Below are 7,964 nucleotides of genomic sequence, written 5' to 3' on the forward strand. Positions count from 1 at the left end.
AGATGTCCAAGGAAATAAATGATCTTTTTGAAACATATATCCCACAGTATTTAAATCATTTTTTAGAGGTTGTCCTTTTAAAAAAATTTCGCCTGATGAAGTTTCTAAAAGACCACTCATAATATTTAGAAGGGTTGATTTTCCACAACCAGAAGGACCAAGTATACTAATATATTCACCGCTGTTTACTGTGAAGCTAATATCCTTTATAGCTTCAATTTCACCTTTATTAGAATGATATCTTTTTTGTATATTTTGTACCTTAAGAAATTCCATAAAATTTATGGTGCTAATGATTTGTTAGCAAAAGTATTATTTACGATATCATTAAAAGGTGGTGTAGTTTGTATTAAGTTTTTATCATATTCTTTTATTATATCCATAAGATGATTAAGTTCAGCCTCAGAGATTGTAGGATCTTTAGCTAAGGCGTCAATTTCTTTGTAATTATCAATAACTGAAATTAAGATATCCATATCTGTACCGGGGAAGAAATTTTGAATGTTTTCAGCAATTTCTTTTGAAGAATGAGAATGGAAGTAATCTTGCCCTTTTTTTATAGCATTTGTGAAGCCTTGAATAGTTTCGGGATTTTCCTTCATATAAGAATTTGTAGAGAAGAAACAAGTATAGGGCATATTTCCAGCAGATTCACCAATAGAGGCTACGATTTTTGCATTGCCTTCTTTTTCAAGCATAGAAGCAGTTGGCTCAAATAAAGCTACATAATCACCAGTACCAGCTTTAAAAGCGGATGCAGTTGCTGTAAAATCTAAATTTGTAAGTAAATTAACATCTGTTTTAGGATTTAAATTATTTTCTCTCATAACATATTCAAGAGACATTTGAGGAACACCACCAGGGCGACCGCCTATAACTTCTTTTCCTTTTAAATCTTCCCATTTGAAATTTTTATCATCACGTGCAACAAGAAAGGAACCATCTTTTTGTGTTAATTGAGCAAAAAGAACAGGATAATCACTGCGACCTTGGTTATAAATATATATAACTTGCTCAGGTCCACAAAAACCTATATCAGCATTTTTAGAAAGAACATTTTGCATAACCTTATCAGCACCTTGTCCTGTAGAAAGGTCAATAGAAATGCCTTCTTCATCAAAATAGCCTTCATTTATAGCAACATACATAGGTGCATAAAAGACTGAACGAACTACTTCATTCAAACGAACCTCTTTTTTTGAAGTTTCAGTATTAGTTTTTCCGCAACTAGTTAAGATAATTGCAAAGAAAACTAAGCTTAAAATAAGAGAAAGTTTTTTTATTATTTTTTTCATATTGTAATCCTCATTTTAAAATTAATTCTAGTTTATTTTATGTATAAAAATAGAATTGGTTAAACAAAAAAAGACATCTAAGAAGATATCTTTTTGTCTTTTTTTATTAAATTGTCTATTTTTAATTTAATATTTGAAGTTTTATAAAACTTTATAGCATATACAGGTATTTTAGAGGTTAAAATACAAGATAATACAGTAACTATTGATGCTAAAATTATCTGAGGAACTGTGTTAAAGTACAGTATTGGGAAAATTATGTAAATAGTAAAGGCGTGTACTAAATACATATAAAGTGAATTTCTCCCTATTTCAGAAATATAATAGCGTTTTTTAGGAATAATAGATAATACAAAAGCACCAATTATAAAAGCACCAATATAGTGGAAAATTCTAATACATAAAGGGAACAGAGTAAAGTCAGTAAAATATTTATAGTTGGTATATTCAAAAAGCATATCAATAGGAATTAGATAATTAAATGTATAAAGAATCCATAAAATTATAACTGAAGAAATTAAAAGTAAAGTTCTTTTAGCTTTCAAAATTTCAATATGCTTTTTCTCAAACATTAGACCGGCTATAAAAAATGGTAGAAAGAAAAATGTTCTTGAAAAGCTTCCAGTTGTGCCTATACTTGTATCAAATCCTATTAATAAAGAAAGAAGGATAGAACAGATAAGCCAAAGCTTTTTGTTTTTTATATAATCTTCAATTATATAAAGCCACATTAAAGTTAATAAATACCAAAATGTCCATTGTGGAAAAACAAGAGTTACAGTATAGCTACCATTTAAAAGAAGGTTTGTAAAAATCACATAGAAAATTTGTATAAACACATAAATTTTCAATGTGTGAACCACCTTTTCACGAGTAGTTCTCTTACTTTTTTTAGAGAAGTATCCAGAAACAAAAGTAAAAAGAGGCATATGAAACATATATAAAAATAATATGAAAAAATGTACATTTACATTTGTAGGATTAGCATATTCAATTACATTTCCTACAATAACACAAATTATCAAAAAACCTTTTAAGGTATCAAAATAAAAATCTCTATTTAAAACAACTTTCAAATAAAACACTCCTTATTCATAAAATTGACTGAATGTTAACTAAATATTAACAAGGAGAATTATACAGTAAAGGAGTAAAATGTACAAACTAAAAATTAGGAGAATTACAGAAGAGTGTGATATTATATTAATGAAAATTATATCACTGGAGGAAGAGAATGATAAAGGCAGTTTTATTTGATTTAGATGGAACATTGATAGATACAAATGAATTGGTATATCGAGGATTTAATTATATATTCAATGAAAAATTAAACTTGAATTATGATAAAAAGAAAATAGGAGAAAATTATGGGAGACCATTAGAAGTATCATTTTCTAAAGTTTCACAAAATGATGAAGAGATGCTAGAGCTTATAAAAGAGTATAGAAGTTTCGTATTGGAGATACATGATGATTTGTGTACAGCCTTTATAGGAGCAAAAGAACTATTAGAATATTTAAAAAAGAAAAATATTTTAATTGGAATAGTAACATCAAAAAAAGGGGATGTAGCAACTAGAGGCTTAAAGGTAACAGGTTTATTAGAATATATAGATGTATTAGTAAGCCCGGAATGTACAAATGAGCACAAACCAAGTGGACAACCTATTGAATATGCTTTAGAAAAATTAGGAATACTTAAAGAAGAAGCTATGATGGTTGGAGACAGCCCATATGATATTTTAAGTGGAAAAAATGCCCGTGTTAAAACTTGTGGTGTTTCTTATACAGAAGTAGATGTAGAAAGCCTAAAAGAAACAAAACCAGATTATTATATAGAGCATTTAAAGGAAATAGAAAATATAATTGAAAGCTTAGAGGGGTAATATATGAATATACAAATTTTCGGTAGGAAAAAATGTTTTGAAACAAAAAAAGTAGAGAGATATTTTAAGGAAAGAAGAATAAAATATTCATTAATTGATTTAGATGAAAAAGGTATTGCAAAAGGTGAGCTTAATAATATAAAGAGATGCGTAAAAATAAATGATTTAATAAATACAAGTGCAAAGGATTATAAAAAATCTAACTTAGATAAGATAAGAGCAGTTGAAATGAAAGAAGAAATTATTTTAAAAAATCCAAAGCTTATAAAATCACCTATAGTTAGAAATGGAAAAGAAGCAGTGCTTGGAATGAATGAAGAAAAATTTAAAGAGTGGGAGTCAAATGATGAGTAAAAAGAAATTTAAAGGTAGTGTGGTTTTAAACCCAGTACCAGTAGTTATGATATCAACAAAAGATAAGGAAGGAAAGGATAATATATTTACAGTAGCTTGGGCAGGTACAGTTTGTACAAAGCCTCCAATGTTATCTATTTCAGTTAGACCAGAAAGACTATCATATGAAAATATAAAAGAAAATATGAGCTTTGTAGTTAACATGCCAAGCAGTGATTTAGTTAAAAAAGTAGATTACTGTGGAGTGAGAAGTGGAAGAACAAATGATAAAGTAGAAGAATGTAATTTTACTATGGTTCCTTGTGATGAAATAGAAGCTAGCTACATAAATGAATGTCCAGTGTCAATTGAATGTAAGGTAAATAAAATAATTCCATTAGGAACTCATGACTTGGTAATAGCAGATGTTATATGTTCTCATATAGATGAAAAATTAATGGATGAAAAAGGAAAGATTCATTTTGAAAAAGGAAATCTTGTTACATATTGCCATGGAGAATATTATGAAATGCCACAGGAATCTATTGGGAAGTTCGGACATTCTGTAATGAAAAAGAAGGTTGAAGAAAAGAAGAAAACAACTTCTACAATAGGCGAAAAGAAGGTAGAATCTAAGAGTAAAGATAGAAAAATAAAAGATAAAAATGATAAGAATAAAAAATATAAACAAAGAAAAAGAAAATAGGATTTGCAATTTTGCAAATCCTATTTTTTTAATATCTACGTCTATAGTTTGAATAAGAGTAACGACTTCTTCTATTTCGTCTCTTATTTATTGTTCTTATAATAAATAAAATTAATAAAATGATGATTATAACACCAACAAGTACACCTAAGTAAATTAATATATTAGCTTTAATTATATCAAATTTTGAAATACCCAAAGAACCTTTAATAGTTTCTTTAAATTGTCCTGATGTAAGAGTTAGGTTTAAGCTATCATTTGAAGTTGCTTTCCATGCACTTTCATTGCTGTTATCAAATGTAATTGCAGTATGCTTTTTATTAAAAGCATTGTTATATAACATAATATCATTATCTACAGTAATAGGTGCAGTAATCTCCTTAGTAGGACCAAAGAATCCAAAAAGCTTGTAGCTTAAAGTTTTATTTTCAATAGCTTGTCCTTGTTTCATAAAAACTTCAGGTTTAGCATTAAAACTATAATCCATAATTTTATCCATATCAGAATATCTATGGTCAGGTGTATGCATATCATTAGAGAAAAGAACAATTCCTAAAATATCTCTACCATCTCTATTATAAACAGTAGCTAAACAATTACCGGCATCATTTGTAGTCCCCGTTTTACCAGCAATGTTTCCATTTTTACCTAAGGTTTCATTTCTATTAACTAAGTCAACTCTTTTTCCATCAATAGTAATACTTGCGTTTTTAAGCTCCATATCTTCCTTAACCCATGGATTATTAAAAGCAGCTTTTAAAAGAATAGCTAAATCATAAGCTGTTGTATAATGGTTTACATCTTGAAGACCATTTGCAGTTACAAAATGAGTATCTTTCATTCCTAATTCTTTTGCTTTTTCATTCATAAGCTTTGCAAAGTTTTGAGAGTTTCCTGCAACATAATCAGCTATCATATAAGCCGCATCATTAGCAGAGAACATTAAAAGAGCTTTCATAACATCATTAGCACTCATAGTTTGTCCAACTTTGATAGTTACACCAGGCCAGTTTGAATGTAATGAATAAGGTGGTTGCGTACTAGCTTCCTTTGTAAAAGGAATTTGGTCATTTTTATTTGCTTTTTCTGCAAATAAAAGAGCTGTCATAAGCTTTGTTAAACTAGCAGGGTAAGCTTTTTTATCCGCATCCTTTGAATAAATAACTTCACCAGTTTTTAAATCCATAGTAATTGCATATTTTGCAGTTATACTTGGTTCAGTAGAAGTTGTTACTGGAGTAGGGTTCTGTGATGGTGTATCAGCAGAAGCTACTAGAGAAAAGGGTAAAAATAAAGAAAGTGTGAATATTAATGCGATTAATTTAAGAAGTACCCCTTTTTTGTTTAAAAAATTTGTTTTCGTCAAAGCAATCTCTCCATATCTTTAAATATTTATTTTTGGGACATACATAAATTGAGTATATCATTTAAAAACTAGAATAACAATAATGAAAAATATATAAAAATGTAGGAAAACATTAATAAAAAATATTATTTTAGGCACAATAAGAGATGAGAGGGTGATATTTTTGAAAAAAAGATATAAAATTTTAGGTTTATTATTTATAGTTGGAATATTTTTTATAGTAGGAAAGTATGATATAGCGGAAGGAGGCGAAGGTACAAAGACCGTATATCTAACATTTGATGATGGACCATCAAGTATTAATACGGAAAGGGTTCTATGGATTCTTAACAAAAATAAGATAAAAGGTAGTTTTTTTGTTGTAGGAAAAAATGCAGTAAAATATAGAGATAAATTAGAAATGCTAAAGGATAGTGGAATGGGAATATATCCTCATTGTAATGTCCATAATTACGCACAAATTTATAAAGATAAAGAAAGCTACTTTTATGATTTAAATAGTTGTAAAAATAATTTAAAGGCAGTTATAGGAGAAGATTATGAATTTAATTTTGTAAGACTTCCAGGTGGTGCAACTAACGAAGTATCAAAGTTTGATACAAAGGTTGATATATTAAATAGTTTAAATAAAAATGGAATAAACTATATAGATTGGAATGTTGATTCAGGAGATGCAGAAACTGTAGTAGTATCAGCTAATAGACTAAAAAATAATTTTAAAAGAAACTGTGGAAAATACAAAGTTGAAGTAGTACTTATGCATGACACAGATGTAAAGGATAGTACAGTTAGTACATTACAAGAGTTGATAAATACATATAAAAATAAAGGTTATGAATTTAAAACTTTAGACCAAATTTCAAGTGAAGAAATAGAATATTTAATAAATACAAGAGTAATAAATAGAAGATTTAAAGAAAAAAAGTAGATGTAAAATCTACTTTTTCTCTTTGAATCTATTAATAATATATTCTTTAGCCTTTAACTCTAATGTATCGTCTAAAGGTTCTAAAGAAATTTCTTTATTATATTTTTTCTCCAAAGCAAGAGTTAAAAATTTATCTGCAAGTTCAGGGTTTTTTGAAAGTAATGAACCATGGAAATAAGTACAGAAAGTATTTTTATAAACACATCCCTCATATCCATCTTCACCATTATTACCATGTCCTTCTATACATTTACCAAGAGGCTTTAAATCATTTATAAAAGTTCTACCAGAATGGTTTTCAAAACCAACATATGTTTGATTAAATTCCTCATTATAAATTACTGTATTTCCAATAAATCTTGTTTCTCCACCTTCAGTATAAATATCTAAGATTTTCAAACCTTCAAGCTTTTCACCATTTGGAGCTCTATAATAGTTTCCAAGTAGTTGATATCCTCCACAAATAGCTAGAAGAACTTTACCGTCTTCAACATATTTTTGAAGACCTTCTCTTTTAGCAGTTTTTAAATCTTCTGAAACGATAGATTGCTCATAATCTTGACCACCGCCAAAGAAAACAATATCAAATTCATCAGGATTAAAAGTGTCATTAAGAGAGGTATTTATTATATTTACCTTTATTCCACGTCTTTCAGCTCTTTGTTTAAGGATAAGGATATTACCAACATCACCATAAACATTTAAAAGGTCTGGATAAAGATGACTAATATTAATTTCCATAAAATTTTCTCCTTACCAAAGTTTTTCTATATAGCCTTTTGAATGAAGATATTTTCTATAATTTATCATAGCAGTATAAGTAGCTAAGATATAGAAATTATCATCTTTAGAAGATTTAATCATTTCAGTAAGCTTTTCATAATCAGCTTCAATTTTAAAGTGAGTTTCGTCTAAACCAGCTGTTTTAAGTCTTACAGCCATATCGTACATTCTCATTCCAGAAATGAATACGTCATTTATAGGAAGTTCATGTAGTTTTTCAAAGTCAACATCCCAAATCCATGAAACATCTCTACCGTCAGCATAGTTATCATTTAACATAAAAAGACATGAGAAAGGCTCTTTATTTAAGCAAAGAGTATCAATTGCTTGATTGTAACCTGCTGGATTTTTTACAAGAATTATTTTAGCTTGTTTATCTTCTATGTTTATAATTTCTTGTCTACCAAAGCTAGAATCTTGCTTGCTAAGAGATTTTAGTATAGCTTCAGTTGGCATAGAAAGTTCTTTAGCCATAGCATAAGCACAAAGCCCATTATAAATGTTATAAGCCCCTGCTTGACTAATTTTTACTACATCATCATTAATTAAAACTTCTGAACTATTAGGCTCTAAATCAATAATTTCTTTAACAGCGTAAGTAAGTTCACTACGTTTGTAACCACAACTTGGGCAATAGAAATCACCAAGATGATTATAAGTTATGTAGT

Annotated in this window: 10 protein-coding genes; 4 read left to right on the forward strand and 6 right to left on the reverse strand. The window is 28.3% G+C overall.

Going from position 1 to position 7,964, the window contains the following annotated elements; all coding sequences use genetic code 11:
• The 3 genes from ACRC28_RS18405 to ACRC28_RS18415 form a co-directional block, all read right to left on the reverse strand.
• A partial coding sequence (locus ACRC28_RS18405; RefSeq protein WP_438544908.1) for an ATP-binding cassette domain-containing protein occupies positions 1 to 276 on the reverse strand: 276 nt, incomplete at its 3' end.
• 5 nt (positions 277 to 281) lie between these two features.
• Positions 282 to 1,295: an ABC transporter substrate-binding protein gene (locus ACRC28_RS18410; protein WP_438544909.1), complete on the reverse strand. Its 1,014-nt coding sequence runs from the start codon at positions 1,293 to 1,295 to the stop codon at positions 282 to 284.
• Between the two features lie 77 nt (positions 1,296 to 1,372).
• Positions 1,373 to 2,371, reverse strand: coding sequence for an acyltransferase family protein (locus ACRC28_RS18415; RefSeq protein WP_438544910.1), 999 nt, complete (start codon positions 2,369 to 2,371; stop codon positions 1,373 to 1,375).
• Between the two features lie 158 nt (positions 2,372 to 2,529).
• On the opposite strand from ACRC28_RS18415, the gene ppaX reads away from it, so the two are divergent.
• From ppaX to ACRC28_RS18430, 3 genes are read left to right on the forward strand one after another with little or no spacing between them, the layout of a single operon-like run.
• Positions 2,530 to 3,180, forward strand: a complete 651-nt coding sequence (gene ppaX, locus ACRC28_RS18420; protein WP_438544911.1) for a pyrophosphatase PpaX — start codon at positions 2,530 to 2,532, stop codon at positions 3,178 to 3,180.
• Between the two features lie 3 nt (positions 3,181 to 3,183).
• Complete coding sequence (locus tag ACRC28_RS18425; protein WP_438544912.1) at positions 3,184 to 3,534, forward strand: arsenate reductase family protein; 351 nt, start codon at positions 3,184 to 3,186, stop codon at positions 3,532 to 3,534.
• Complete coding sequence (locus tag ACRC28_RS18430) at positions 3,527 to 4,219, forward strand: flavin reductase family protein (RefSeq protein ID WP_438544913.1); 693 nt, start codon at positions 3,527 to 3,529, stop codon at positions 4,217 to 4,219. Before ACRC28_RS18425 ends, ACRC28_RS18430 begins: the two co-directional genes overlap by 8 nt.
• Positions 4,220 to 4,247: 28 nt before the next feature.
• Here the strand turns inward: ACRC28_RS18430 and ACRC28_RS18435 are convergent, their stop codons facing one another.
• The gene (locus ACRC28_RS18435) at positions 4,248 to 5,585 is read right to left on the reverse strand and encodes a D-alanyl-D-alanine carboxypeptidase family protein (RefSeq protein ID WP_438544914.1); all 1,338 of its coding nucleotides are present in this window, start codon (positions 5,583 to 5,585) and stop codon (positions 4,248 to 4,250) included.
• 163 nt (positions 5,586 to 5,748) lie between these two features.
• Here ACRC28_RS18435 and ACRC28_RS18440 point away from each other — a divergent pair, with 163 nt between their 5' ends.
• Positions 5,749 to 6,513, forward strand: coding sequence for a polysaccharide deacetylase family protein (locus tag ACRC28_RS18440; protein WP_438544915.1), 765 nt, complete (start codon positions 5,749 to 5,751; stop codon positions 6,511 to 6,513).
• 9 nt (positions 6,514 to 6,522) lie between these two features.
• On the opposite strand, the gene ACRC28_RS18445 is transcribed toward ACRC28_RS18440, so the two are convergent.
• Both ACRC28_RS18445 and ACRC28_RS18450 read right to left on the reverse strand, forming a co-directional pair.
• On the reverse strand, positions 6,523 to 7,254 hold the full coding sequence (locus ACRC28_RS18445) for a type 1 glutamine amidotransferase (RefSeq protein ID WP_438544916.1): 732 nt from the start codon (positions 7,252 to 7,254) through the stop codon (positions 6,523 to 6,525).
• 12 nt (positions 7,255 to 7,266) lie between these two features.
• Positions 7,267 to 7,964 (reverse strand): MurT ligase domain-containing protein (locus tag ACRC28_RS18450; protein ID WP_438544917.1); only part of this gene is annotated, 698 nt, incomplete at its 5' end.

The organism is Clostridium sp., from assembly GCF_051650885.1.
Lineage (GTDB): Bacteria > Bacillota > Clostridia > Clostridiales > Clostridiaceae > Clostridium.

Coding starts and splice junctions, on each gene's coding strand:
- ACRC28_RS18410 (WP_438544909.1), bottom strand. CDS start 1,295: ATGAAAAAAATAATAAAAAAACTTTCTCTTATTTTAAGCTTAGTTTTC.
- ppaX (WP_438544911.1), top strand. CDS start 2,530: ATGATAAAGGCAGTTTTATTTGATTTAGATGGAACATTGATAGATACA.
- ACRC28_RS18425 (WP_438544912.1), top strand. CDS start 3,184: ATGAATATACAAATTTTCGGTAGGAAAAAATGTTTTGAAACAAAAAAA.
- ACRC28_RS18430 (WP_438544913.1), top strand. CDS start 3,527: ATGAGTAAAAAGAAATTTAAAGGTAGTGTGGTTTTAAACCCAGTACCA.
- ACRC28_RS18445 (WP_438544916.1), bottom strand. CDS start 7,254: ATGGAAATTAATATTAGTCATCTTTATCCAGACCTTTTAAATGTTTAT.